This is a genomic window from Paenibacillus sp. FSL R7-0204 (assembly GCF_038002225.1).
In the GTDB taxonomy this organism is placed as follows: domain Bacteria; phylum Bacillota; class Bacilli; order Paenibacillales; family Paenibacillaceae; genus Paenibacillus_AQ.
On sequence record NZ_JBBOCA010000001.1, the window covers coordinates 4,095,387 to 4,120,798 of the forward strand.

19 protein-coding genes are annotated in these 25,412 nt (G+C 53.2%); 3 read left to right on the plus strand and 16 right to left on the minus strand.

The features are described 5' to 3' along the window. The first annotated feature begins 593 nt into the window (after nucleotides 1-593). Entirely contained in the window at nucleotides 594-2,000 is a 1,407-nt protein-coding gene (locus tag MKX42_RS18060; protein WP_340751616.1) for a transposase, read from the plus strand. Nucleotides 2,001-2,293: 293 nt separating this feature from the next. Here the strand turns inward: MKX42_RS18060 and MKX42_RS18065 are convergent, their stop codons facing one another. The 5 genes from MKX42_RS18065 to MKX42_RS18085 form a co-directional block, all read right to left on the minus strand. Continuing rightward, nucleotides 2,294-4,135: an ABC transporter ATP-binding protein gene (locus tag MKX42_RS18065; protein WP_340753709.1), complete on the minus strand. Its 1,842-nt coding sequence runs from the start codon at nucleotides 4,133-4,135 to the stop codon at nucleotides 2,294-2,296. Beyond that, nucleotides 4,119-5,864: an ABC transporter ATP-binding protein gene (locus MKX42_RS18070; protein WP_340753710.1), complete on the minus strand. Its 1,746-nt coding sequence runs from the start codon at nucleotides 5,862-5,864 to the stop codon at nucleotides 4,119-4,121. Before MKX42_RS18070 ends, MKX42_RS18065 begins: the two co-directional genes overlap by 17 nt. A gap of 44 nt (nucleotides 5,865-5,908) precedes the next feature. After that, nucleotides 5,909-6,394, minus strand: coding sequence for a nitroreductase family protein (locus MKX42_RS18075; RefSeq protein ID WP_340753711.1), 486 nt, complete (start codon nucleotides 6,392-6,394; stop codon nucleotides 5,909-5,911). A gap of 254 nt (nucleotides 6,395-6,648) precedes the next feature. Then, the gene (locus tag MKX42_RS18080) at nucleotides 6,649-7,590 is read right to left on the minus strand and encodes a ketopantoate reductase family protein (protein WP_340753712.1); all 942 of its coding nucleotides are present in this window, start codon (nucleotides 7,588-7,590) and stop codon (nucleotides 6,649-6,651) included. A gap of 176 nt (nucleotides 7,591-7,766) precedes the next feature. Beyond that, the gene (locus tag MKX42_RS18085) at nucleotides 7,767-10,088 is read right to left on the minus strand and encodes a universal stress protein (protein WP_340753713.1); all 2,322 of its coding nucleotides are present in this window, start codon (nucleotides 10,086-10,088) and stop codon (nucleotides 7,767-7,769) included. An 89-nt stretch (nucleotides 10,089-10,177) separates the two neighbouring features. On the opposite strand from MKX42_RS18085, the gene MKX42_RS18090 reads away from it, so the two are divergent. Beyond that, a complete protein-coding gene (locus MKX42_RS18090) occupies nucleotides 10,178-11,353 on the plus strand; it encodes a hypothetical protein (RefSeq protein ID WP_340753714.1) in 1,176 nt (391 codons plus the stop codon). A gap of 157 nt (nucleotides 11,354-11,510) precedes the next feature. On the opposite strand, the gene kdpC is transcribed toward MKX42_RS18090, so the two are convergent. The 7 genes from kdpC to MKX42_RS18120 all read right to left on the minus strand — a co-directional run bounded on the left by kdpC (nucleotide 11,511) and on the right by MKX42_RS18120 (nucleotide 20,155). Then, nucleotides 11,511-12,131, minus strand: a complete 621-nt coding sequence (kdpC, locus tag MKX42_RS18095) for a potassium-transporting ATPase subunit KdpC (protein ID WP_340753715.1) — start codon at nucleotides 12,129-12,131, stop codon at nucleotides 11,511-11,513. Nucleotides 12,132-12,177: 46 nt separating this feature from the next. Further along, complete coding sequence (gene kdpB, locus MKX42_RS18100; protein ID WP_340753716.1) at nucleotides 12,178-14,211, minus strand: potassium-transporting ATPase subunit KdpB; 2,034 nt, start codon at nucleotides 14,209-14,211, stop codon at nucleotides 12,178-12,180. 18 nt (nucleotides 14,212-14,229) lie between these two features. Then, complete coding sequence (kdpA, locus tag MKX42_RS18105; RefSeq protein WP_340753717.1) at nucleotides 14,230-15,906, minus strand: potassium-transporting ATPase subunit KdpA; 1,677 nt, start codon at nucleotides 15,904-15,906, stop codon at nucleotides 14,230-14,232. 19 nt (nucleotides 15,907-15,925) lie between these two features. Next, the gene (locus MKX42_RS33455; protein WP_076154139.1) at nucleotides 15,926-16,003 is read right to left on the minus strand and encodes a potassium-transporting ATPase subunit F; all 78 of its coding nucleotides are present in this window, start codon (nucleotides 16,001-16,003) and stop codon (nucleotides 15,926-15,928) included. A 228-nt stretch (nucleotides 16,004-16,231) separates the two neighbouring features. Next, a complete protein-coding gene (locus MKX42_RS18110; RefSeq protein WP_340753718.1) occupies nucleotides 16,232-16,549 on the minus strand; it encodes a hypothetical protein in 318 nt (105 codons plus the stop codon). Between the two features lie 236 nt (nucleotides 16,550-16,785). Then, entirely contained in the window at nucleotides 16,786-17,502 is a 717-nt protein-coding gene (locus tag MKX42_RS18115; RefSeq protein WP_340753719.1) for a response regulator transcription factor, read from the minus strand. Beyond that, nucleotides 17,495-20,155, minus strand: a complete 2,661-nt coding sequence (locus MKX42_RS18120; RefSeq protein ID WP_340753720.1) for a sensor histidine kinase KdpD — start codon at nucleotides 20,153-20,155, stop codon at nucleotides 17,495-17,497. The genes MKX42_RS18115 and MKX42_RS18120 overlap by 8 nt, the downstream gene beginning before the upstream one ends. Nucleotides 20,156-20,371: 216 nt before the next feature. Here MKX42_RS18120 and MKX42_RS18125 point away from each other — a divergent pair, with 216 nt between their 5' ends. Next, nucleotides 20,372-21,355 (plus strand): SHOCT domain-containing protein, encoded by a 984-nt coding sequence (locus tag MKX42_RS18125; RefSeq protein ID WP_340753721.1) that lies wholly within the window; start codon nucleotides 20,372-20,374, stop codon nucleotides 21,353-21,355. A 24-nt stretch (nucleotides 21,356-21,379) separates the two neighbouring features. Here MKX42_RS18125 and MKX42_RS18130 read toward each other — a convergent pair whose 3' ends face one another. From MKX42_RS18130 to MKX42_RS18145, 4 genes are all read right to left on the minus strand, one after another. After that, nucleotides 21,380-22,231, minus strand: coding sequence for an RCC1 domain-containing protein (locus MKX42_RS18130; RefSeq protein ID WP_340753722.1), 852 nt, complete (start codon nucleotides 22,229-22,231; stop codon nucleotides 21,380-21,382). A 72-nt stretch (nucleotides 22,232-22,303) separates the two neighbouring features. Next, nucleotides 22,304-22,726 (minus strand): FMN-binding protein, encoded by a 423-nt coding sequence (locus MKX42_RS18135; protein ID WP_340753723.1) that lies wholly within the window; start codon nucleotides 22,724-22,726, stop codon nucleotides 22,304-22,306. Between the two features lie 58 nt (nucleotides 22,727-22,784). Next, the gene (locus tag MKX42_RS18140; protein WP_340753724.1) at nucleotides 22,785-23,555 is read right to left on the minus strand and encodes a flavodoxin family protein; all 771 of its coding nucleotides are present in this window, start codon (nucleotides 23,553-23,555) and stop codon (nucleotides 22,785-22,787) included. A 259-nt stretch (nucleotides 23,556-23,814) separates the two neighbouring features. After that, nucleotides 23,815-25,404 (minus strand): peptide ABC transporter substrate-binding protein, encoded by a 1,590-nt coding sequence (locus MKX42_RS18145; RefSeq protein WP_340753725.1) that lies wholly within the window; start codon nucleotides 25,402-25,404, stop codon nucleotides 23,815-23,817. Nucleotides 25,405-25,412 lie beyond the last annotated feature (8 nt).

A 25,412-nucleotide genomic window follows, 5' to 3' on the forward strand; every position in this document is an offset into this window, starting at 1 on the left:
TATACATCTTAGCTCGGGTGAACGCTGCGCAAACGGAACGTTGTTACAATCGCTGTTGTGTCCAGATTTTTATTATTTTTACCTAATCGGTGAAAATCCGGACACAAAGGCGAACGCTTCGCTTTTCCACAATCGTTCCGCCCGCTCCGCTGTTTGAGTGTAAAGTGCGAATGCACCTAAAACATACTGAAAGAGATTAGTGTTCTCATGAAACACAAATCTGAAAAAGAAATAGCCGCACTGAACGCCTCAATGAACGTCCCACTGAACGCCTACTGAACACTTCACTGAATATAAATGTTGTACTTATTGCAGGAACTCCGTTCGTTTGAGCTCAGATCATGCACATTGTTGTACTTATTGCAGGAATTCGGGTAGGTTCACGGCTGAGGAGCGCAGATTGTTGTAATTAGGAGACAATTTCATAATTCAAAACCCTTGCTATACCTGGCTTTTTTGAGCACAGAAAAAGGAGTACCTCCCCACATTCTCGAAGTGATAGGCGACGAAACCAACACCCGAGAAGAAAAGAGGTAATCCCTATCTATTCTATTCGACAAGAAGAACTGTTTTCCTTTGAGGAATTGCTCCAGATGGGTCCAGAAGATAAATACAGCCAAATCTTTGAACACTTACATTTAGCTCCAGTTCTGTCCGCACTGGGGAAAAAGAACCATCGCGGACGGCCTGAGCAATTAAACGTACCTGCCATGATCTACTCGCTGCTGATTGCCAAAATGGAGAACATTGAGTTTATTTCTGCCTTGGTCCGGCGACTGAATCATAGCCACGAATTTCGAGTCCAGTGCCGGTTTACGGGCTCGGACAACATTCCAAGCCAGGCTTCCTATTCCCGTTTGATTCATGCGCTGGAGCAAACGGGAATGCTGGAACAACTTCAGGATCGCCTAGTCACATCTGCCCTAGAAGAAGGTTTTGTGAGCGGCACCCATCTTGCTGTGGATTCCTCCATGGTCGAGGCGTGGGATTGCCAATTTAGCGAATCGGCTTCCAAGCGTCGTGCGGCTCGTCGGGAGCAAAAGAAAGGCGAAGCTCCGGTGGCCGAGCAACTTCAGCTCGAACCTCCCGAGCCTGAGCCGAAGGCGGTGAACGAGCCGCTGAAGAAACCCAAGTACAGCAAGCCAGGTCGTCCATCCCAGGCCGAAAAGGAACGTCGGCGCGAGGAAATGGAAGCCTATGAACAAAGTCTCGGACCGTTCCAGAAAACCATTGAAGCGATGTTGCCTTACACGTACAATGAACTGCTGACCGCGTTGCCCCGGCATGCTGCGCGTTGTGACAAGAAAAATACGAAGGGGCGAATGACCAGCTATTACGGGTTCAAGGCGAATCTGCTGGTCGACACGGACAGCCAGTATATCCTCAGTGGCCTCTTTAGTTCGGCCAATCCGAATGACCAGCGGATGGCGGTCGTCCTTCTCAAAGGCCTGCTCCTGAAGTTTCCGGGGCTAAAGGTCAAGCATATCTTGGGCGACAAAGGCTACGACTGCGCGGCGATCTACCAGTTGATTCATTCGCTCGGCGCCTATCCTGCGATTTCCCTGATTCACCACAAAGACCCGCCTGCAGGAATGAATCTGGAGTACACGCCGGTGTGCGCTCAAGGACATGCGTACCGTTACGACAGTTTTGATGCCAAGTATGAGACCCTGAAGTACACCCGGCCTAGCGAATGCAAAGGCTGTGCGCTCTCCGGTACCGATTGCCAAAAAGTGTTTAAAATTCGCATACAAACGGATTTGCGTTTACACACCTATCCCGCAAGAGGTAGCGAAAGTTTTACCACGCTGTACAACAAGCGTACGGCGGTGGAGCGTGTGTTTGCCTATCTCAAAGAGTATTTCGGCATGAAACGAACGCGTCACCGCGGTGTCCGGGCAAGTGTTGATTTCCAGCTCAGTACATTAGCGTACAATTTGAGTAAATTTGCGTTAGACAAGTTGAACCAGCAGGTGAAAAACTCCCAGCAAGTCGCCTGATTTTTTAAAAACATGACCTTAGACTTTGGCCCAGTCTTGCTTTTCAGTAAACTGAATTATGAAATTGTCTCATTAGTGCAGGAATTCCATCTGTGCGGAGCTGGATAAGGTGCATTGTTGCACTTTGTAACCAATAATATGAACATTCGAAAGAAAGCGATACCTTGAACGGTCACAACTTCAATAGCGGCTGAAGCAAAAAACGAAAAACAGCAATTCTCTTATAAAAGGAGGATCGCTGTTTTCCTGTAATAATAACATTAGGATACAATACTCGGCATTCGCCGCCTTGATTACCCGGCTTCAAAAGCCTGCTTGAACTGGCTGTTATACAGCTCGGAATATATCCCTTGCAGCGCAAGGAGCTGGCTGTGGCTTCCCTGCTCGGCGATCTGGCCGCCCTGGATGACCAGAATCCGGTCAGCATCCTGAATGGTGCTGAGCCTATGGGCGATCACGAAGCTGGTGCGGCCCTTCATCAGTGTCCGCATGGCCTGCTGGATATGCATCTCTGTCCGGGTATCCACGCTGCTCGTTGCCTCATCCAGAATGAGGATGGCCGGATCGGCCAGGATGGCGCGGGCAATGGTCAACAGCTGGCGCTGGCCGTGGCTCAAGGTGGTCCCCTCCGTGCCCAGCAGCGTGTCATAGCCCTGCGGCATCCGCGCAATGAAGCCGCTGACGTTGGCGAGATTCGCCGCTTCTTCCACTTCACGGTCCGTGGCCTCCAGACGGCCGAACCGGATATTCTCGCGAATGGTCCCCGAGAAAACATGGGCGTCCTGCAGCACCATTCCGAGCTGGCGGCGCAGCCCGTTTTTATTGAACTCCCGGATATCCCTGTCGTCGATCAGCACCTCACCGCCGCTCACTTCATAGAAGCGCGTCAGCAAGTTGACAATGGTCGTCTTCCCCGCTCCGGTCGGCCCGACCAGGGCGATCGTCTCACCTGGCTGCGCAGTGAAGCTTACACCGTTCAGAATAGGCTCGCCCGGCTTATAGCCGAACACTACATCCCGGAAAATAACTTCCCCGCGTATCCGCTCCAGCTCCTGAGGCTGCTCCCCGCTGTACTCGGAGGACATATCCATCACTTCAAATACACGCTCCGCACCGGCGATTGCCGATTGGATCAGGTTATACTGGTTCGCAAGGTCGGAGATGGGGCGGCCGAACTGCTTGGCATAATTCAGCATACTGACGATGACCCCCACGGTAAGCAGCTCACGATAAGCCATCCAGCCGCCAATTCCGGCAATCAGTGCAAAGTTCAGATTGTTAATCAGGTTCATTACCGGTCCTACCAGACCGGATACGATCTGTGCCTTAATGCTCGCTTTGTTAAGCTCACCGCTTATTCCGCGGAATCTGGTGACCTCCGCTTGTTCTCGGCGGTATTGCTTGATCACCTTTTGGCCGCTGACTGTTTCTTCAATGAAGCCGTTCAGCTCACCCAGATGCTGCTGCTGATCCTTGAAGTAGATCCGGCTTAAGCCGGTAATCCGGCGGCTCGCCAGCACGACCAGCGGAATGGTTACCATAGCAACTCCCGTCAGCGGAACATTCAGCATCAGCATAATAACCAGAGAGCCGCTAAGTGTAATCAGACTGTTCAGCAGCTGGGTTACACTCTGATTCAGCGAGTTTGCGACATTGTCGATGTCATTGGTTGCACGGCTCATCAGCTCACCATTAGCATGGGTATCGAAGAAGCTGACCGGCAGCTCCTGGTATTTGGCGAACAGGTCCCGCCGCAACTCGTACACCGTACGTTGGGAGACGGAGGTCATCACGTAAGCCTGAACCCAAGAGACGGCGCTGCCCAGCAGATAAATGCCGCCCAGAAGAAGACAGAACCGGACGAGCAGACTGTAATCCTGCGGGAGGATCGCGGTATCAATGGCTTTTCCTAGCAGGTAGGGTCCGATCAGGGCAAGAACAGCATTCAGAATTGTGAACACATAGACCATAATCAGCCCTGTCCGCTGACGGTTCAGATAAGACCAGATGCGGAGGATCGTTGCCTTGCTATTCTTCGGACGTACCTTGGGTATTGCGCCAACACGGCCGGGAGGCCCGCCGCCTAACACTCCAGGTCCGCCGGGAGCCTGCTCCCTTTTACGTGGATTGGACATAAGGCTCCTCCTCTTCCTTCAACTGGGAGTGACGGATGTCCCGGTAGATCTCGCTGTCTGCCATCAGCTCGGTATGCGTACCCTGCGCGGCGATCCGCCCGTTCTCCAGAATCAAGATCCGGTCAGCATCTATAATAGAAGACACCCGCTGGGCAATCATAACGACAGTGCAATTCTGAAGCTCCGTCTTCAGCAACAGGCGGATGCTTGCTTCGGTAACCGCATCCAGAGCGCTGGTGCTGTCATCCATGATAAGAATGGCCGGCTTAATTAACAACGCGCGTGCAATGGACAGACGCTGCTTTTGTCCGCCTGACAGGTTCACCCCGCGTTGTCCGAGCTGCGTGTCGTAGCCTTGCGGCATAGCTGTAATGAATCCATGTGCTTCTGCGGCCACAGCCGCCTGCTCCACTTCTTCATCTGTTGCTTCCGGCCGTCCGTAACGGATATTATCCCTGATACTGCCGCTGAACAGCAGGGACTGCTGCATTACGAAGCCGATCCGGCTCCGCAGATGCTCTAGGCTAATCTCCCGGATGTCTGTTCCGTCGATCAGAACGGCACCGGACAAGACCTCATAGAATCTTGGAATCAGACTAACCAGGGTAGACTTCCCCGCACCGGTAGCCCCCAGAATAGCGATCGTCTCTCCGGGGCTGGCTGCAAAGCTGATATCCTCCAGCACAAGATTCTCATCCCCGCGGTTATAGGCGAAGGATACCTTGCTGAATTGAATCCGCCCGAGTGTAATGGCTGCTTGATCCGCCGCAGGCGCTTCGGTAATTTCACTTGTGGCGGCGAACACTTCATTCACACGGTCCCCCGACACCTTGGCCCGTGATACGAAGGCAAGCATCGTGCTCAGCATCATCATCGACATGAGCAGTTGGGTAACATAGTTAATGAAGGCAATCAGTTCACCCAGGGGGAGCGCCCCGTTCCAGTTCTGTAGGCCCCCGAACCAGAGCACGGCAATAATGCTGGCATTCAGAATCAGCATCATAAGCGGCATATTCAGCGCCATCAGGCGGATCGCCCGGATTCCGGTATCGGTATAGCCGGTATTGGCGGTATCGAAGCGCTTCTGCTCATGGTCTCCACGGACGAAGGCTTTGATTACACGAATGCCGGTGAGATTCTCCTGCAGCACATTGCTAACCCCATCCAGCTTCTCCTGCATCCGGGCAAATAACGGAAAAGAAAGCCGGATCAGCACAAACAGCAGGATGAACAGCAGCGGCACCGCAGCCAGCAGGATCATCGCCAGGGACGGGCTGATCCGGACCGCCATGACGAGACTGCCGATCAGCAGCAGCGGTGAGCGCACGAAGCTCCGCAGAATCATCTGCACGAAGGTCTGGAGCTGCAGCACATCGTTCGTCAGCCGGGTGATCAGCGAGCCGGTCTTCAGCCGGTCCAGATTGCGGTTCGAGAAGGTCTGGATATGCTCAAACAACTTGAGCCGCAGATCATTGCCGAAATTCTGTGAGGCAATGCTTGCACATACTGCACAGCCCACACCGCCGGTCATCCCGATGACAGCGATTGCAATCATTATTCCGCCTGTTGAAAGGATATGCGATAAATCATTCTTCATCAGGCCTTTATCCACAATGCTGGCCATAAGTGCAGGCTGCAGCAGGTCCATCACTACTTCAACTACCATTAACAGCGGGGCAAGCACGCTCCAGAAGGCGTACGGCTTCATGAAGCCCCTGAGCTTCCACATTCACTTCACCTTCATCTCATCAGTCGTTGCATCCGTTCGTCCGTTTAGGGCAAATATGTGATTTTGTCAGTCATTGGTGTTCTCTGCTTGGCAGCAGGCACTTCCGAGGGATACCCTACGGCAAGCACTGCAATAACATCCTGCTCTTCAGGAACGCCAAGCACCTCACGGCCCTTGGCCGTACCGCCGAGTGAAGACCAGAACACACCTGCACCTGCCTCATGGGCGGCCAGCATGAAATTCTGGATATAGCAGGACACAGCCATGATGTTCTCTTCACGCTCTATTGTCGTAGCAGCAGACTTGGATAAGACTCCAATCAATAACGGAGCACCGCCGAAATCAGTCTTATGGTTCAGCGCTGCCCGGGTCTGCGGCCCAATGAACAGCAGCCCCCACGGCTCATTCATCCGGTGGTTCGGAGCATAGCTGGCAGCCTCCAGCCAAGTATTCAGCTCCTCCTCTTTAATCGGGTCTGGCCGGAAGGCTTTGATCGTTCTTCTAGTTTGAATAGTATCGATGATAGTCATAGTTGGTCCACTCCTTCGGTTGTATTTGTATCCACATGGTAATAAGCATATCTCTTTAACACGGTGAATTACAAGACTTTATAAGTAGATTGGAACATTATGTATATGGTGTTAATGATTTTTATGCTGAAAGTGAATTGGCTCCTGGGCAAAAACAGCCCAGCAAACTCCGCCTTAGCGGAGATTCCTGAGCTGTTCTTTTGGAGGAGTTGATCTGTTCACATGTTCATCTGTACTCCGTGCATCCGTTCATCCTAAGCCTGCTCCAGCGCATATTTCCTCATCGTCTGCTGCTTGAAATCATCCCACGCCGGTGTAGACAGACGGGCTAGCTGCATCAGAGGTTCAAAGGCTTGATAGAGCGCGGCAATCTCGCTGAATGAGCCATCGATCAGTTTCATGAAGGGCAGCTTTTGTAACAATCTCAACCCTTGGGCGAGCAGTGCCGGGTGCTTCTTCGCCCCTTTAACCAGGGACGCGGGATTAACGGGTAAGCCCAGCGCGGAGAGCACGCGGAACCCTTCATCCATTAGGGCAACTGCCTGTTTCCAGCGGGCGGAGTCTTTGCTTGCTTTTGCCAGATCAAAATCATAGAGATAAATGACCGACATAACCGGGAGAATTGAAACAATGTGACTCAGGAGCCAGGCGTTAATATCCTGCGAATAATCCAGCTTATACTTCGTCTGCCGGAAGGCCTCCGCAAGCTCCGTCTTGAACGGAATGTCACCCTCCAGACTGCCCAGCACCATTTTGCCGCCACCGCTTACAACGATGACACGCCCGTCTTCCTCACGGGTCCCCCCGTTAATCTGGAAGCCAAACGCAATATTCTGCGGAATCCGGCTATTCTCGTTGAAGAACTGCTGCATCCCGCGGGTATCCCCGTTATTGCCGACAAGCACAATATTCTTACTTCCGTTATCCGCCAGCGCCGGCAGCACCGCAGGGAAGTCATTGTATTTCATCACTACGAAGATCAGATCATAGACATCGTCCCTCCTCAGTTCGGATATAACCTTCACCTGATCCACAGTCGTTTTGCGCTGAAAATAATGCCGGAGGACCAGTCCGTCCTTCTTCAATTGGCCCGCCCGCTTCGTTCTGGCCAGCATGGTGACCTCATTCCCGCCCTGTACCAGCACATGTGCCAAATAACTGCCTATTACCCCTGCACCGATCACTAATATTCGCATCTCGAATCCCCTCTCCGCTTCAAACACTTGTATTAAAATGAACATCTGTTCATTAGATTAGCAGCGGGGACTCTACTAGCGCAATTGCCAATGGTGCCGTGGATGTCAATTACTGAACAAACCCGGGTAAATTGTACATTAGCCGCACAGGGCCGCAGGGCTGCATGCAGACAGGTTCATTCCATCATCTGCGTATGAACGGCCACGATCAGCATATCCATATGCCGGGCATGCCGCAGCAGATATTGAACAAAGCTCACTCTGAACAAGCTGCGCAGGAAGGGTCTGCGGGACTGGCCGATGATTACCTGCGTAGTCTGCATGTCATTCATCCGCTGGAGCAGATGCTTATAGAGATGCTTGCGGCTTCCCGCCTCCGTGATGTCCATTACCCCGCCCAGCCGTTCGGTCAGAGCCTTCAGCGTATCCAGCCGCTTCTGCTCCTCCGCCGTCTTCATGCGGGCACAGTGTACGTAGTGTACATGCCACTCCGCCTTCAGGCGGTGTGCAATGCGGAAGCCGCGGCGGACCAGCCGTTCAGCCTGCGGTCCTGTGTCTACACAGACGAAGATGACCTCCCGTCTGCTCCAAGGTCCGCGCAAGGCTGGCTCCCGTTCCCAAGCCTCCAGCCGCTCATCCACATCATCGGCAATCTCGCGCAGGGCCAGCTCACGCAGGGCGATCAGATTGCCGATTTTGAAAAAAGACTCCAGCGCCTGATTAACCTTCTCCTGCGCGTAGATCTTCCCTTCCCGCATCCGCTGCTGCAGCATCTGCGGAGTGACATCAATCAGCTCCACCTCACTCGCCATCCGCAGGATGGCATCCGGCACTGTCTCACGCACACGCACACCGGTTAACTGCTCCACCGCATCGTTCAGGCTCTCCAGATGCTGCACATTAACCGTGGTAATAACAGAGATCCCGTTCTCCAGCAGTTGGATGACATCCTCGTAACGCTTCCGGGTCTGGCTTCCCGGAACATTGGTGTGTGCCAGCTCATCCACCAGCACCACCTCGGGACGGCGGGCGATAATGGCCGCTGTGTCCATCTCCGTAAGCTCGGTGGACTGGTAGGCAATCCGCGCTCTCGGAATCATCGTTAATCCGCCCACCTGCTTGCCGGTTTCCTCTCTCCCATGGGTCTCCAGCAGCCCGATGACCACATCGATGCCTCTGCCCAGCAGCAGATTGCCTTCCTGGAGCATCTTGTAGGTTTTGCCCACGCCGGGGGCTGCGCCGATATATACCTTGAAGGTGCCCCGGCGGATGTCCTCAATCCGCCGCTCCAGCTCCCGGCCGGTCAGCCGGTGGAACGGTTCTGCCGCCATCTTCACGGCGGGACGGACCGGCAGCACCCGTTCTCCTTCCTGCTCGGCACGGTCAGCCATCAGGAACACATCAATATTACGCGTCCGCCGCAGGACACGGCTGGCAATGGAGCCCTGCCACTTCTCCTGCCAGCGGCTTTTCTGCGAATGCCCCATCACAATTCGGGTGACATTGTTCTGAATGGCATAGCGCACAAGCATGGTAGGCAGCATCCGCAGACGCAGCAGCTCCAGCTCCTCGAACCGGGCCTGAATCCGTTCAGTCAGCTTGCGGATGGAGCGCTTGAATACCTGCTGATCCTTGGTCAGCGGATGGCCGCGCAGGAGGAAGGTAACGATTAGCAGGTCTCCGTTCAGCCGTTTGGCAATCTGCTGTCCTCTTCTAATATAGAGGGAACCATTCCAGTGATACTGCGCGGATACCAGAATACGCTCTGTCGCGCCTGATGGGCCGATCAGTCCCTCCGCCTCGCGGTGCTTTTCCAGGGAATCATTGACCCCTTCCGCCATCAGCCGCAGCGACACCTCACGGAGTACGCCAAGGTTGCCCCTGAGGGATAGTGCCGGATGCGCGCCCTCTCCAAGCACTCCCTCTTCCAGCCGCTTGAGAATGGTCTCCGGGGACACATCGATCAGCCGTACCTCATCGGCGAGTTCCAGTGTATTCAGCGGCACGGTGCACTCCGCACGGATGCCGGTCATTTCATAGATTTGCTCCCCCACACCGGCCAGCTCATAGACATTAATAGTAGTGATTACGCTGATGCCCTGATCCATCAGATAACGGATGTCCGCAAGCCTGGTCGGGAAGCGGGCCTCCGCACGGTTACGGTGGGCCAGACCATCGACCAGCAGCACCTCAGGGTTGCGCTCCACCAGAGCCTCCAGCGGCAGATCCTTCTCCTCTTTGCCGTCCTTCAGCCAGTGAATACTGGGCACACGCTCCAGATCGCCAAGCTGCTGAACCGTCTCCGCCCGGCCCATAGTGGAGACCGCACTGATCACGACATCGATCCCCTGATGCTTCAGCAGCTTGCCTTCCTCCAGCATATGATAGGTTTTGCCGGAGCCGCTGACCGAGCCGATGATGATCTTCAGCCGCCCCCGCTGGAGCTGATAGATAGAATATAGAATCTCCTCGGGAGACTTTCGTTTATAGGGCGCCACGGATTCACCTTCTTTCAATAATCTCCGCACATCCTCCATATATGCTATAATTTTCTTCTGTACGCCTAACCCACCATAGGAGGAAAATCATGAGCAATTTGAAAAAGTGGCTTTTCAGTATTTTTGTACTTTGTTTACTGGCGTCGCTGGCCCCTGCTGCATTCGCAGAGGGAACGAGCCCCTCTCCAGAAGCAGCCGCCAAGGAACTGGAGTTTCCGCTAGCCTTTGACAGGGCAACGGGCGATAAAGTTTCCACCATCGCAGCGGATGGACAAGGTACTATCATCGCCGTATCCAACTCGCCCTACCTGAATATCACACACAACAACGGGAACAAGTGGATCTCCCGAAAACTGCCTTCCAGTGACATAAACAACGTCTTTTATGTCAAAGGACGGTACTTCTTATCCGTCTATCATGTGAATTCTTACCATTCCACGATTGTCAACTACACGTCTGCGGATGGCGACAAATGGACTCCCTTCACCCTAGAATCAAGCAACGGGAAAGCGACAACCATCCGCAATGTTCAGTTTTTAAATGGGCAATATGTGCTGACCGGCAGCCAAGCGGATGATATCAGTCCCATATATACGTCCTCTAATGGTGTGAATTGGAAGGAAGCCGGCCTGTTGCCCGTCGAAGTGCACTACTTGACCTGGAACGGCAACATTTACTCTGCCTACTGCGGGGAGTATGAGTTCTTATCAAGACAACCCATGACGTTGTCCCGCAACCAGTTCCTGACGGATGCCAGTGACAATCGCTATGCGGAGCTTGTACTGTATACGTCGACCCATTTGACAAGCTGGACCCAGCAATCGGGAACAGTCAAAAAGGATCTCAGCTACAAGTTTAGTGTGAATGACGTTCCCCAAACGAGCTACAATTTCAAGTTGGAAGGGTATACGCCGGATGGCGTCATCACCTTGTATGATGAGAGAAATACATATACCTCCAAGAACGGGATTACGTTTGCCATTCAGAAGGCTCCTTCCGCTGTCGTGAATCCGTTTGGCCGAAGCCCGATTTATAAGAAGGGCAACACATACTATGCCTTTGTTCGGTACTGGTACAGCCCTGGTGTGGTTTACAGCAAAGTGGGAATTTCGGCAGACCGGGTGAAATGGACGATGACGGACCTCGGCAAAACCGTACCTAATGACATGTATGTCATTCAGGCGGGCCGATGGTTTATCGGCTATGGCTATGATAGCAGAATTATGGTTTCGGAAAACGGCTTGACCTGGAAAAAAATCCGCTAGCGCATATCCTCAAAAAGACTGTGGGAAGCCCGGCAGTGTCCTCGTGATGCTCCGGGCTTGCTTGCATCTAAATATTCCTTTCTCCCAAAATAAAACTTACTGCTAAAAGCTAAGGAACTGCAACATAGCTTACATATGGGGGACGGTCCGCTCCAGCTTATTTCGCCATCTCTGTCAGCGCCAGATTCAGCTTCAGCACATTCACCCGTTTCTCTCCGAAAAGCCCCAGATCGCGCCCTTCGGTATGTTCCTTCACCAGCGCTTCAAGGGTATCTGCCGGAATGCCGGTCAGCTTGCTGATCCGGGGAACCTGCACGAGTGCCGCAGCCGGTGAAATATGCGGATCAAGACCCGAGCCGGAATTCGTAATCAGATCCACAGGGAGCTGACTTACAGGGACGCCGGGATTATCCAGCTTCCACTGGGCAATGGAATCCTTGGTCCGCTGCAGCATATCGGGATTCGATGGGCCATAGTTATTCGAGCCCGAAGCTTCGGCCTTGTACCCGATACTCGACACACGGCTTTGGAACAGAGCCTGGTTCGTGAAGCTCTGCCCGATCAGCGCAGAACCGACGACCTTCCCGGCTGTATCCTTCAGCAGGCTGCCGTTCGCTTGGGCAGGCATCAGCACCTGGGCAAGCGCGGTGGAAGCCAGCGGATAGATCATTCCGCAGAGAATAATGAATACGATGCTTAACCTCACTGTAGTGAAGACAAAAGCTGCTGGTGAAGCGGAGTTCTGCTCTCCGTCTGTGTCATGATTAGATTGTGCCATGATGATTACGCCCTCCTTGTATAATCAATTGTCTGCCGGACTTCTTCTAGATCCATATACTGACGAGCATATCAATCAGCTTGATCCCGGCGAATGGAACTGCCACTCCGCCCAGACCATAGATGACAATGTTGCGCGTCAGCAGTCTGGAGGAGCTCATCGGCTTATAGGAGACCCCGCGCATCGCGAGCGGAATCAGCAGCGGGATGATGATGGCGTTGAAGATCAGCGCCGAGATAATCGCCGAGCTTGGGGAACCCAGCCCCATGATGTTCAGGGCTTCCATCTCAGGAATAGCGAGTGTGAACATCGCCGGAATGATCGCAAAATATTTGGCAATATCGTTAGCAATGCTGAACGTGGTCAGCGCCCCGCGTGTCATTAGGAGCTGCTTCCCGATGGCTACAACCTCGATGATCTTGGACGGATCAGAATCCAGATCGACCATATTGGCCGCTTCCTTGGCAGCAGTTGTCCCGCTGTTCATCGCCAGCCCCACATCGGCCTGAGCCAGCGCGGGAGCGTCGTTCGTTCCATCCCCGGTCATAGCGACCAGCTTGCCCTCGTTCTGCTCCCGGCGGATCACCGCAATTTTATCCTCCGGAGTACTCTCAGCTATAAAATCATCGACCCCGGCTTCACGGGCAATGGTGGCGGCGGTTAGCGGGTTATCCCCCGTACACATGATCGTCTTGATTCCCATGCTGCGCAGCTCGTCGAAACGCTCCTTCATCCCGGGCTTAACTGTATCCTTCAGATAGATCAGTCCGTAGATCCGGTTGTCAACGGCAACCGCAAGCGGAGTGCCGCCCAGCCGTGCAATGGCATCCGAGTTGGTGTCCAGATCGGACGGCACGGCACCGCCCCGGGACAGCACCCACTTCTTCACGGAATCGACCGCTCCCTTGCGCACTGAGCGCCCGTCCCGCAGATCCATCCCGCTCATCCGGCTCTCCGCCTTGAACTCAATGAACTCCCCGCCGTCCGCGAGGCTGGTATCAACCTGAAGCTCCAGCTTCTTCGCCAGCTCCAGGACAGAGCGCCCTTCGGGCGTCTCATCCTTCAGCGAGCTGACCGCCGCCCAGGCCGCAAGCTCGGCTACTGACGCTTCGCCTACTGCAACGAACTCACTGGCCATCCGGTTGCCGAAGGTAATCGTCCCCGTCTTATCCAGTATCATCGTGTTGATATCCCCGGCGGCTTCCACCGCCTTCCCGGACATCGCCAGGACGTTGAACTGCGTCACCCGGTCCATTCCCGCAATCCCAATGGCCGACAGCAGCCCGCCGATGGTGGTCGGAATCAGGCAGACGAGCAGTGCGATCATGACCGGAATCTCCAGCTTCACGCCAATATAATCCGCGATGGGACGCAAGGTGACTACGACAATCAGGAAAATAATCGTAAGGCTGATCAGCAGCGTGTTCAGAGCAATCTCATTCGGTGTCTTCTGGCGCTTCGCCCCTTCGACCAGCGAGATCATCCGGTCCAGGAACGATTCTCCCGGATCACTGGTGATCCGCACCTTGATCTGGTCGCTGACTACCCGGGTACCGCCGGTCACGGAGCCGAAGTCGCCGCCGGCTTCCTTAATGACCGGAGCCGACTCCCCGGTAATAGCCGATTCGTCCACGGAAGCCAGTCCCTCGGTCACTTCCCCGTCGCCGGGAATCAGTTCGCCCTGGCTGACGACTACGATATCGCCTTTGCGCAGCTCAGAGGCCGGCACCTGCTTGACCCCTGATCCCGCCAGTTTATTGGCGGTGATGTCCTGTTTGGTTTTTTTGAGCGAATCGGCTTGTGCCTTGCCCCGGCCCTCCGCCAGCGCTTCTGCGAAGTTAGCGAACAGCACGGTAAACAGCAGGATGAAGAACACGGTTATATTGAAGCCTACCGCATGCTCCGCATGGAAATACCCGGGCGCCAGCACCATAAGCAAGACGATAACCGTCCCAACCTCCACGACGAACATGACCGGATTCTTCATTAACGTCACCGGGTTCAGCTTCACCAGACTATCCTTGGCAGCACTTAGCAGGATGGGACCCGTCAGCAGCTTCTTTCTGTGTACAGTACTCATTCTCTTCTCTCCCTCTCCCTACCGTAAAGTCAAATATTCTGCAACCGGACCAAGGACAATCACCGGCAGGAAGGTCAGCGCGCCGATAATCAGCACCGTACCGATCAGGATGCCAGTGAATAAGCCGTTGTCTGTGCGGAAGGTTCCAATCGTCTCCGGCACCGGCTTCTTGCGCAGCAGGGAACCGGCAACCGCCAGCATAGCGATCATCGAGACATACCGGCCCAGCAGCATGACCACCCCGGTGGTGATATTCCAGAAGGAGGTATTATCCGCCAGCCCTTCGAAGCCCGAGCCGTTATTGGCCGCAGACGATACGTATTCATACAGCACCTGGGTCATTCCGTGGAAGCCGGGGTTACTGATACTGCCTTTACCGAGCTCTGTCAAAAAAGCAGCCGCCGTCGGCACCAGTATAATCAGCGGGTGAATCAGAATCGCGATGGCGATCAGCTTCATCTCCCGCGCTTCAATCTTGCGGCCCAGGAACTCCGGCGTCCGGCCCACCATCAGCCCGCACAGGAACACACCGAGGATCGCATACATGAGCATATTGATCAGCCCTACCCCTTTGCCGCCGAACACGTTATTCAGCATCATGAGGGTCAGCGGGGTAATACTGCCGAGCGGCGTCAGCGTATCATGCATATTGTTTACACTGCCGGTAGTGGCGGCCGTTGTAACGGTGGTGAACAGCGCCGACTGTGCGATGCCGAACCGTACCTCTTTTCCCTCCATACTGCCCTGTGAAGCATCTATCCCCATAGCGTTAATCGCCGGGTTGCCCGCACTTTCCGCAGCGTAATTCACTCCGAGCAATACCACGAACAGCGTCATCATCGCGCCAAAAATCATCCAGCCCTGCCGCTTATTCCCGGCGAACTTCCCGTACATATACGGCAGAGATGCGGGCAGCAGCCACATGGAGAGGATCTCGAGCACATTGCTCAGCGGACCCGGATTCTCAAAAGGATGCGCAGAGTTGGCTCCGAAAAAGCCCCCGCCGTTCGTGCCGATGTGCTTAATGGACTCCAGGGAGGCCACCGGACCGATAGCAATCTGCTGGGTCTGCCCTTCGAGCGTAGTGACTTCCAGCGCAGGTTTCAGTGTCTGTGGCACATGAAGCGCTACAAGCGCCATTGTTACAAGCAGTGCCAGCGGAATGAATATCCGGATATGCGCTTTGACGAAGTCCTCGAAGAAGTTCCCCACCGAGCGGCGGCCTGTAATCCCTCTGACAAAAGCAACCGCGACCGAGAAGCCGCTGGCCGCCGAGGTGAACATCAGCATCGTCATGACCGCCATCTGTGAGAAGTAGGACACGCCGCTCTCCCCGCTGTAATGCTGCAGATTCGTATTGGTGATGAAGCTGATCACCGTGTTGAAGGTAAGGGTCTGCTCCATATTGCCAATCCCGCCCGGGTTGAGCGGAAGCCCCTTTTGCAGCCGCAGAAAGAGATAACTGAATACCACCAGTACAATGTTCGTTACGATGAAGCTGAGCGCATATTTCTTCCAGGACATCCCGCCCCGCTGCTTCAGCCCGATTAGACGAAAAATTCCTTTCTCCGCTGCGCCGAACACCCGGTCTGTCTTGTTCGGTTCATTCGAGAATACATGATATAGATAAGTGCCCACCGGCTTCACCAGCAGTACGAGTATTAAGATGACGACTACAATCTGCACAATCCCCACGGATGGCCCTCCTTAGTAGTTAAAATTTCTCGGGATGAATCAAAGCATAGCCCAAATAAAGAAACAGCAGCGCAGTAGCTGCGAGAACAACCGCCATTACTCCGTCCCCCCTTGCTCATCGGTCACACGGCTGCACCATTGTACAAACGCATAGAACACGGTGAATATTGCTGCCAGCATTGCCGTCATATACACATCCATCATCGTCTTTGCCACTCCTCACCTTATGGTAATCTCTCTCTTGTAACTTCCGGTCTAGCGTATCATTTCTCCCATTAGTTCAGGGTAAGGGTTTCTTCAGGCGCATTAAGATTGCATTAAGACATCAGGAAGGATGATAAATCTCTTCACCGAGCACCCTGTTGACTGCCCCGATAAAAGCACCATAACCCCCATCCGCCTCCATCCGGTGCGGGAGCGCCCAGGCAAGGATCACTTCCGTCTCCTGACGGTCGAACTCGAAGCTGGTCACAAGCAGCTCACTGACCTCACGGGCCGAAGCCCCGCAGGCAAACTGATATGCAGCAGCGTACACCCCGCTATTCTCATAGGTACAGTCTTGCAGCAGATAGATCCGGTCATAATGCCGCTTGATCAGCACCAGCAGCGCAGTCAGCACCGTCACCCATCCAATATTTCTCACCCACACATCCATCTCCAAGCCTTCTCTCCAGTAGGTTAACTTCAGAATTCAGCGTACCACTCCCGCCATTAGTTCAGGATTAGGGTTTGGTTCAGCAGATTAAGATTACGTTAAAATACCGCCGGAACGCTGCTCCAGCCGCTCTCGCATCATCAGCTAGTACGGCAAAAAACCATGCCTGATCAGGCATGGTTAGGAACACAATGAAACGCGCTATGCGGTTTCCGTAAGCCGGTTTAAATCACTCGGCTGTCGTCTCCCGCCTGCAGCATCCGGTAGCCCACACCTATATGGGTCTGGATCACCTTGGGCTGGGAAGGGCTGCGCTCAATCTTCTTGCGGAGCGTAGCCATGAATACTCGGAGCGCCGGAATGTCGTACGTAGGACTGCCCCAGATTTCATGCAGGATATAATTATGGGTCAGGACCTTGCCGACATTCTTCGCCAGCAGACACAGCAGCTTATACTCAATCGGTGTCAGGTGGATCTCATCACCCTCCAGCCAGACACAGCCCGCAGCATAGTCAATCCGCAGATTTCCGTTCGCAAAAAGGGCCGAATCCTTCATCAGCTTCTCGCTGTCCCCCCGGATTCGCCGCAGACTGACCCGCAGCCGGGCGAGCAGCTCCTCCACGCTAAAGGGCTTGGTCAGATAATCATCGGCTCCGGCATCCAGCGCTTCGATCTTGTCGCGGTCCTCGCTGCGGGCACTGACCACGATGATCGGAAGGTTCGACCACGCCCGGATCTTCCGGATAATATCCACACCGTCCATATCAGGCAGACCGAGGTCCAGGATCATCAGATCCGGCTGACTGGATACCGCCTCAAGGATGGATGCCTCCCCCGTCTCTGCGGTATGATATTTATAGCCCTGAGTCTCCAGAGTTGTGGTAATCAGCTTGCGGATCGGCTTGTCATCTTCGACAACCAGAATCATGGGTTTATTCATGGACATTCACCTCCTCTGCCAGCAGGGTGAAGCGGAAGACCGTTCCCTGCGGTGCATGATCTTGTACTTCAATATGCCCGCCATGGGCATGAATAATTGATTTGCAGAGCGCAAGGCCCAGACCCAGACCGCGCCTGCCATCTCCCCGCACATTGTCCGCCGTATAGAACATCTCGAACACTTTGGCCTTCGCTTCCGGGGATATTCCCGGTCCGTCGTCAGCGACCTCGACCACAACAAGCCCCTTCTCCTGTCTGGCGGAAAGGGTAATATGTGAACCAGACCCGCTATACTTAATTGCATTATCCACCAGGTTGATGATCACCTGAATGATCAGCCGTGAATCCATCCGGGCCATCAGCAGCTCCTCTTCGAGCACCACCCGGATCACATGATCCTCCTTGTTGCGGTTCACATGCAGCAGCGCTTCCGCGATCACTTCCTCCAGCAGCTCCGCCTGAAAATTCAAATGAAGCGCCCCATTATCAATCCGGGTAATCGACAGCAGATTCTCCACCAGATTGATCAGCCAGATCGAATCGTCATAGATATCGCTGTAAAGCTCCTGCTTCTGCTCCTCGCTCAGCACCGCCGAGTTGCCGATCAGGATGCCCGCGTTACCGGAAATACTCGTAAGCGGCGTACGCAGATCATGCGAGATGCCGCGCAGCAGATTGGCGCGCAGCTGCTCCTGCCGGATTTGCAGAGAGCTTTCCTTTTGCAGCTCGTTCAGCTTGTCTTTCTCCAGCGCGAGGGCGCATTCACCTAGCATAGCAATCATCAGACTTGACTCGAATACCTCCAGCGGCTCTTCCTGCTGCATCACAATTCCTGCCACCGCAAACACCGTATCGCCGCTTCGCACCGCATGATACAGACAATGGGCTGCCGAGAAGGTATCGGTAGACGCTCCGGCCCGTTTATTGTTCCGCAGCGCCCATTCCGCTACCTCGCGTTCCGCTTCCAGCGTATCCTTTTGAGCGTCCATCGTACTTCCATCCTTGTTATACAGCAGCGGCTCCGAGAGCCCATCGCCCACAACCTCATAGATGATGATGCTCCGGTCCAACAGCTTGAGCATTTGCAGCGCGGTCTCGCTCAGGATGGCGGGCGTGTCTTTGGCCTGCTGGAGCTTCCGGCTGGTCTCGAGGAGCACCTCGGTGCGGTAGGCTTTTTGCGCCGATTCTCTGGCCTGCTCCTTCACCCGCAGCGTTAACGTACTGGTGATAAACGAGGCGGCCAGCATGACGAGGAAGGTCACCGGATACCCCGAATCATAAGCCTGAAGCGAGAAATAAGGCTCGGTGAAAAAATAGTTAAAGACCAGCACGCTCAAAATCGACGTCACCGCGCTGTACAGCCGTCCTTTTGTAACCATCGCATCAAGCAGAACACCCAGAATATAGACAGTGATAATGTTCGCTTCACTGAAGCCGAGAACCTTGAACCATAACCCGATGATCGTGCAGACCAGCAGAATCCCCAGGGTTTTGCCCGTATCAGCCAGGGTGAGAAGCGGAGGTCTGGCATATTGCGGAATTTTGGATTGCAAGGCAGACTCTTGATCCGGGATGATGTAGATGTCGATATTCGGAGCCGCAGCCGTCAGTTTGTCTACGAAATTCGAACCAACTGACCAGCGGCTGCGATTCTGCGACCGGCCCAGGATGATTTTGGAGACCCGGCTGGTTTTGGCATATTCGACGATCTGTCCCGGCACATCCTCCCCGTACACAGTGGCAACCTGCGCATCAAGCTGTTCGGCCAGCCTCAGATTTTCCCGCAGCTCAGACTTGTTCCTCGCCGTTAACTCTTTCGTTCGAGAGGTCTCCACGTAGAGTGCAGTGAATTCCCCCTGCAGAGCTTCGGCCATTCTCGCCGCTGTGCGGATGACCTTCTTGTTGGATAATGCCGACGACAGACAGACCAGGATATGCTCCCTGCTATACAAGCTGGTTTCCACTGCCCGTTCCCCTAACCTGCCCTCAAAACGTTTGAATTGATCCGCCCTGTACCTTAGAGCCATTTCACGCAAATCGTCCAGCTTCTGGGGAGTGTACAGTTCACCTGCCTCTTGCCGGAGCTGCTCCGTGGAAAAGATTCTCCCCTCATACAGACGCTCCAGCCAAATGTCCGGACTGATATCGATGAACTCGACCTGGTCCGCACGTTCGAAGACACTGTCGGGTATACGCGCGGGCTCAGGCATTCCAGTCATGGATGCTACAACATCGGTCATACTTTCCAGCTGTTCTATACTAACCGTAGTATAGACATCTATTCCTGCGCGGAGCAGCTCCTCCACATCCTGAACCCGCCGCTTGTGGCGTACACCCGGAGCATTGATGTGTGCCAGTTCATCCAGCAGAATCAGGTCCGGCCTCTTGCGGATCGCCTGGTCCAGATCGAATTCCCGCCGGGTGGTCCCGTTTACAGGAATGTCCAGCGGCGGCAACAGCTCCAGTCCGTTAATAAGCTCCGCTATATCTGCTCTGTCATGAGCTTCAATGTAGCCCGCCAGCACCTGTTGACCGTTCTTCTGCTCCGCATGGGCAGCCTCCAGCATCGCCCGGGTCTTCCCTGCTCCCGGTACATAACCGAAGAATATCCTCAGCCTTCCGCGCCGCTTCTTTGCTGCATTTTCCCCTGTCATCTGAAGGTTTCCTTTCCTCTAAGCCCATCTATAGACCAGAAATTGTACACTGTAGCGTTAGTATAGCATGTGCATAATCAGCATAGTATTATGGATTCGGCTGTGGCATTAAGATTGTATTAAGATTAGTGTAAGTCAATAGAGGGGAAAACCGCATGCTTCCCGAATATAAACTCAGAGCATAATTTTTACATACGATTCTAAGGAGACCCTGAGATGACAAACGAACAACACAGCACCCAAGGTACAATGGAAGTAATTCTGGCGAATGCAATCAAGATTCCAGGAGTGCGGGTAGACCGTCGTGAATTCCTCGCCCAGCAGTTTGCCAAATATGATACTTATGGGAATATGCACACTATACTGGACGAAGGGCCGCTTGAAGCCGGAATTAGCCTGGCTGTGATTGATAAAATGGCGAAAACGTTAATTGAGAAACGGACCCTTCTGAGTACAGCAGCCTCGACAGCCGTTGGACTTCCAGGCGGATTAGCCATGGCAGCGACTATTCCGGCAGATACCCTGCAGTTTTTTGGCGTAGTGCTGCGATTGTCTCAAGAGCTGGCTTATCTGTATGGCCGCACGGACCTGTGGGAGGAAGATTCTGCAGATTCAGAGCAAGTTACCCGGGAGCTGACTTTGTATCTGGGCGTTATGTTTGGAGTGGCTGGTTCAGCTTCCATGCTGAAGATGTTGACCGCGAAGATCTCTCAGCAGCTATTGAAGAAGCTTCCGCAGAAAGCTTTGACCCAGACCTTGTACTACCCGATTCTCAAGAAAATCTCCGCTTACGTCGGAATCAAAATCACGAAAAAAACCTTCGCCCAAGGCGCATCAAAATTCGTACCCGTTCTGGGCGGACTCCTCTCTGGCGGAATGACTTATTTCTCGATGAAACCGATGGGCAATCGTCTGCGTGAAGCCTTGTCGGCTGCCAGCAACGACTACTCTGAGGCACAGTTCGAGCTGGATTACGAAAAAGTGAAGCGTTCGGCAGAAGATGAAGAGATTAACGTAATTGAAGGAGAATTCTTTGATTTGGGCTTTGACTCGAAGCAAGAGCCGGTAACCTCATCTGCTGCGGGCAAAGAGAACTTCAGTGTGGCTGATGAACTCCTGAAATTCAAACAGCTGCTGGATATGGGCGTGATCACTCAAGAGGAATTTGACCGTAAAAAGTCGGAATTGTTGAACGGCTAATTTCCTGCAATTGTTCATGAATAGCTATGATCCCTGTTTTAGGCAGCGTTCATAGCTATTTTTAACATCACATTGCCCATATGCATTACTCCCCGCCGCAACCACTGTGCCATCCTTCTGAAGACCGAGCGTGTGAGTGCAGCCTGCCGCAATAGTAACAATATCCGTCCAGCCGCTCACCTCGCATTGCCCGTAATCATTCCAGCCTGTAGCCGTCACCGTACCATCCGATTGTAGGCCTATCGTATGATGACTGCCTGCCGCGATGGCCTTAATCTTGCGCCAGCTGCCTACTTCACCTTGTCCGCGCTTGTTCAGCCCTGCAGCTACTACTGTACCGTCTGCTCTGAGTCCGGTCGTATGAAGATAACCCGCTGATATCATCGTCAGCTCCTGCCAGCCATTCACATTCCGCTGCCCATAGCGGTTGTTCCCCGCCGTAATAGCCGTACCATCGGCCTTGAGTCCAACTGTGTGCCAGTCTCCTGCTGTAACCGCAACGATATCCGCCCAGCCATTGACCTCACATTGACCTTCGTTGTTTCTTCCCGCCGCAACCACCGTTCCGTCTGCCTTCAGCCCGACCGTACGCCGCCAGCCTGCCGCAACCGCAACGATATCGTGCCAATCGCCCACGTTGCATTGATCATGCTTATTCCAGCCGGCCGCGATCACCGTTCCGTCCGGCCTTAGCCCTACTGTATGCGAATTCCCTGTATGAGCATTGCCCGCTGCAACTGCAACAATATGACGCCAGCTGCTTACCTCGCATTGCCCGTATGTATTTTCGCCGCAAGCCCGCATTGATCCGTCCGGCAGCAGCAGAACGGAATGGCGGTATCCCGCCGCGATGGCGGATAATGAGTTGGTATGCATATGGATTGCTCCTTTGAGTTCTTTTTCGTATAAGGATCTCGTAATGGTATAGCTAGTATTGCAAAATAATTGTTACTTTTCAACGCCCTTGTGAAGCGCATTCTCAATAGCCTTGAGGTAGGCTTTGCTTGTAAGCGTGGCACCGCTGATGCTGTCTACCTGAAGCGATTGAGCTTGGATCACTTTGCCGAACAATTCATCTGCGGACGCCGCAGGCTGATTCTCCGCATGGTCCAGGAGCTGGATCGCTGTCACTTTGTGCGCCGTGACAGTAACCAGAACCTTATTTGCCCTCCATTTATACATTCCGCCAGCATATTCACCTGTATACTCACCCGCATGCAGCGTGTTGAAGTTCACTTGATCAATCTCTACATTCCGCGCTTCCCTGCGCTCTTTCTCTGTATAGAGCAAGGCCGCGCCTGAACCGATTAGTCCCACGAGAATCGCGGTTAGGCACAGCAGCAGCAGGTTGCGTTTCCACTTCTTTTTCATGTTGACCCTCCTCTTAACCCTCCCCGGCGTGAATGAATATATTTGTGTTCATTCATTATTAAGCGCGTTTAGCCATTCTTTTACCGATCCTGTCGAACAGATGTCCGGCCAAGCTCTTGACAGGACCCAGCGAGACCGGATAATAATACGCCGCTTCAAACCAGCCGTTAGCCTGGTAATGCCGGTAATCCTTCGACCGCTCATCCAGCATATGCTGAATACTGGTCCGGGACAGCCGGAACATCAGCAAGCGGAACAATGTGGGTGTCGGCGGCGCCGGACACATGAGTCCTTTGTAGAAGCGGGCCGCAGACTTGCGGATTCTCACTGCATTTTTCTGCGCGGCTACTGTGGTCACTGGCTCCATCGTACTAAGCACACACCCTGTGGTAACCTGGAAACCCAGATTCTCTCCCATGCTGCTAAGATATTTGACAATCGCATTCCCGCCGTGAATCCCCTGATTGACGATCGACGTATAGGTCTTGCCGAAGAACTGCGGCCGATGGAACACATACGCCAGCCGGTCCAATAGATTCTTCATCGCTGCCGAGACATGGAACGCATAATTGGGAGTCGCCATAATCACACCGTCCGCACTCTCCAGCTTCTCGATCAGCACATCCCGGTCATCTTTGAGCGGACAATATTCTTCACCTTTATTGAAGCACACTTTGCATCCACGGCAGAATTCAAGCCTGTAATCCTTCAGAAAAATATACTCAACCTCTACCTCCCCATAGGTTCGGAGTTGAGCCTCAAATTCGCAGACCGCTCTGTACGTGTTGTTCTTTTGCTGATTGCCGATGATTGCGATAACCTTCTTCATGATTGTCCCTCCAGATTAGGATACAAAATAGTAGTTTTTATTCGTCTCTTCGATTATGAATGAATTAAAATTTATTCATTCATAATGTATAGTAACATAGATATGCGCTGTTGTCTGTATGGTCACAGGTTGATTTTGAACGATTAGTGAAGAGCTTCAGGTATTGGCTCTGAATTGCATGTTAGCCTCCACACAGACAAAAGAAGCCACAAGCAGCAATCTGCTCATGGCCTCCTGATCCTTGTATTCTAAACGCTTTTCACCGCCACGAGCCTCTTGTGAAAGCTATGGACCCGTCATAGTCAACATATACATTTTTGATATTAGGATGACTCAAATAATCAGTCACAGTGTAAAACAGCGGAATAACTGCCATTTGATCCATGAGCAGCTGTTCAGCCGTAGCATAGATCTGCATACGCGTGCCGGGGTCGGCCGCCTGCCGGGCTTGCTGCATATAACGGTCATACACTGTATTGCTCCACCCTGTATCATTGGAGACATTCTGTGAACTGAACAGCTCCAGCATCGAGGCCGGATCATTGAAATCAGCGCTCCATCCCGCTCTTGCTATAGCATAGTTCTGATGTATACGATTATCCAGCAGTTCCTCGAAGCTTTGGATTTCTACACTTGCTTCAATGCCTAAGTTCTTTTGCCAGTCCTTGATCACTTTATTTGCGATAACGTCATGATTGATATATTCATTCACGATAATAGTGAAGCTGGGGAACTTGGTGAGTCCCGCTTCTCTCATGCCTTCCTTCAGTAATTGCTTGGCCGCCGCCACATCCTCATGAAAGTACATCTTGTCCGGCATCTCTGTGCGGAAATTCAACTGGGTCCCATGAATACTTGGCGGCACAAATCCAAACGCCGGATTGCCGTAACGCAAGGCTTCACGGTCAATCGCCATCGCCAATGCCTGGCGGATCTTCAGATTGTCAAACGGCGGCTTAGTCAGATTGAATTGATAAAAATAGGTGGAAGCATACGGTCCTTCATGCAGGTCGCGGTAAGATGCGCTATCTAAAGATGTATAATCCACTGATTCCTCCCCTCCGCCTCCAACCCAGTCAACCTCATTGTTCATATAAGCGACTGTCGGATTCTCAGGCAGCAGCAGACGTACCTCCGGCAGCTTAATTTCTTGGGCCGCATAATAAGCAGGATTTTTAACTATAGAAATCTCATTACTCTTCCATGTCTTGAGCTTGAAGGGACCATTGGTTACCATAGACTTCAGATCTGTTGCCCATTGGTTGTTGGCCTTCGCAGTCTTAGCGTACACCGGATAATAGATGCTCTCTGCGAGCAGTTGGATGAAATAGGAGGTTTTCTCCTTTAATGTGACCTGGAGTGTGGTGTTATTCAACGCCTTTACACCGATTTTGGAGGTATCCTTCAGAAGTCCCTCGTTGTAGTTCTGCGCATTATTAATCATGTACATATTAAAAGCGTAGACATTCTTGGCTTCCGGAGCCAGCGCCCGCTTCCAGGCATACTCGAAGTCCGAGGCCAGCACCTGCTGCCCGTTGCTCCATTTCGCATCCCCGCGAAGCGCAAAGGTATACGTTCTGCCATCCTTCGAGAGGGTCCATGATTTTGCTATTGCCGGAACGGCCTGACCAGCCGCATTCAACCGGACCAGTCCTTCAAATAACCCTTTGAGAACTGTCACTGTGCTGTCATCCGCAGCTGCTGCCGGATCAAGCTGATCAGGAAGACTTCCCAGACCGATACGCAATACCTTATTAGCTTGTGCAGCAGATGAAGTACCTGCCCCTCCCGTGAGCGTTACACTCATCATTAAACCTACTGCCAAAATGATATAAAGCAACCTTTTCATCAACGTTT

Coding starts and splice junctions, on each gene's coding strand:
- MKX42_RS33455 (WP_076154139.1), bottom strand. CDS start 16,003: ATGGCGGTTGTTCTCGCAGCTACTGCGCTGCTGTTTCTTTATTTGGGC.
- MKX42_RS18075 (WP_340753711.1), bottom strand. CDS start 6,394: ATGACTATCATCGATACTATTCAAACTAGAAGAACGATCAAAGCCTTC.
- MKX42_RS18080 (WP_340753712.1), bottom strand. CDS start 7,590: ATGCGAATATTAGTGATCGGTGCAGGGGTAATAGGCAGTTATTTGGCA.
- kdpC (WP_340753715.1), bottom strand. CDS start 12,131: ATGGCACAATCTAATCATGACACAGACGGAGAGCAGAACTCCGCTTCA.
- MKX42_RS18145 (WP_340753725.1), bottom strand. CDS start 25,404: ATGAAAAGGTTGCTTTATATCATTTTGGCAGTAGGTTTAATGATGAGT.
- MKX42_RS18060 (WP_340751616.1), top strand. CDS start 594: ATGGGTCCAGAAGATAAATACAGCCAAATCTTTGAACACTTACATTTA.
- MKX42_RS18070 (WP_340753710.1), bottom strand. CDS start 5,864: ATGTGGAAGCTCAGGGGCTTCATGAAGCCGTACGCCTTCTGGAGCGTG.
- MKX42_RS18115 (WP_340753719.1), bottom strand. CDS start 17,502: ATGAATAAACCCATGATTCTGGTTGTCGAAGATGACAAGCCGATCCGC.
- MKX42_RS18090 (WP_340753714.1), top strand. CDS start 10,178: ATGAGCAATTTGAAAAAGTGGCTTTTCAGTATTTTTGTACTTTGTTTA.
- MKX42_RS18130 (WP_340753722.1), bottom strand. CDS start 22,231: ATGCATACCAACTCATTATCCGCCATCGCGGCGGGATACCGCCATTCC.
- MKX42_RS18135 (WP_340753723.1), bottom strand. CDS start 22,726: ATGAAAAAGAAGTGGAAACGCAACCTGCTGCTGCTGTGCCTAACCGCG.
- kdpB (WP_340753716.1), bottom strand. CDS start 14,211: ATGAGTACTGTACACAGAAAGAAGCTGCTGACGGGTCCCATCCTGCTA.
- MKX42_RS18065 (WP_340753709.1), bottom strand. CDS start 4,135: ATGTCCAATCCACGTAAAAGGGAGCAGGCTCCCGGCGGACCTGGAGTG.
- MKX42_RS18140 (WP_340753724.1), bottom strand. CDS start 23,555: ATGAAGAAGGTTATCGCAATCATCGGCAATCAGCAAAAGAACAACACG.
- MKX42_RS18120 (WP_340753720.1), bottom strand. CDS start 20,155: ATGACAGGGGAAAATGCAGCAAAGAAGCGGCGCGGAAGGCTGAGGATA.
- MKX42_RS18125 (WP_340753721.1), top strand. CDS start 20,372: ATGACAAACGAACAACACAGCACCCAAGGTACAATGGAAGTAATTCTG.